The 561-nt window shown below is 65.8% G+C and carries 1 protein-coding gene; it reads left to right on the top strand.

Annotated elements, in window-relative coordinates; translation table 11 throughout:
* Positions 1-135: 135 nt before the first annotated feature.
* Positions 136-561, top strand: a 426-nt coding sequence (locus N801_RS22205; RefSeq protein ID WP_035941047.1) for an ATP-binding cassette domain-containing protein, incomplete at its 3' end; no start/stop codon positions are given.

The following is a 561-nucleotide window of genomic DNA, read 5'->3' as shown; positions in this document are numbered from 1 at the left end:
GCTGACCGACCCGGCCTGGCCCACGCCCTACGTCGAGACCTATCTCTTCATCGCATCGATCTATTTCTGCATCTGCTTCGGCCTGTCGCGCTATTCGATGTGGCTGGAGCACCGCTACAAAAAAGGGGAACTCCGATGACCACGCCTTCCGCCGCCACGCCGCCCGCCATCGCCATCGCCGGCATGCACAAGTGGTATGGCGACTTCCATGTTTTGCAGGACATCAACCTGCAGGTCCGGGCGGGCGAGCGCCTGGTGATCTGCGGGCCGTCCGGCTCGGGCAAGTCCACCATGATCCGCTGCATCAACCGGCTCGAACGCCACCAGCAGGGCTCCATCGTGGTCAACGGCGTCGAGTTGAGCGACGACCTGCGCGCCGTGGACGGCGTGCGCACCGACGCCGGCATGGTGTTCCAGCACTTCAACCTGTTCCCGCACCTGACGGTGCTGGAGAACTGCATCCTGGCGCCGACCCAGGTGCGGCGCATGCCGCGCGCGCAGGCGGTGGAGCTGGCCATGCGCTACCTGGAGCGGGTGCGCATTCCCGATCAGGCTGGCAAG

This window comes from Knoellia aerolata DSM 18566 (assembly GCF_000768695.1).
Classification (GTDB): domain Bacteria; phylum Actinomycetota; class Actinomycetes; order Actinomycetales; family Dermatophilaceae; genus Knoellia; species Knoellia aerolata.
This window is presented reverse-complemented; position numbering and strand designations above follow the sequence as displayed.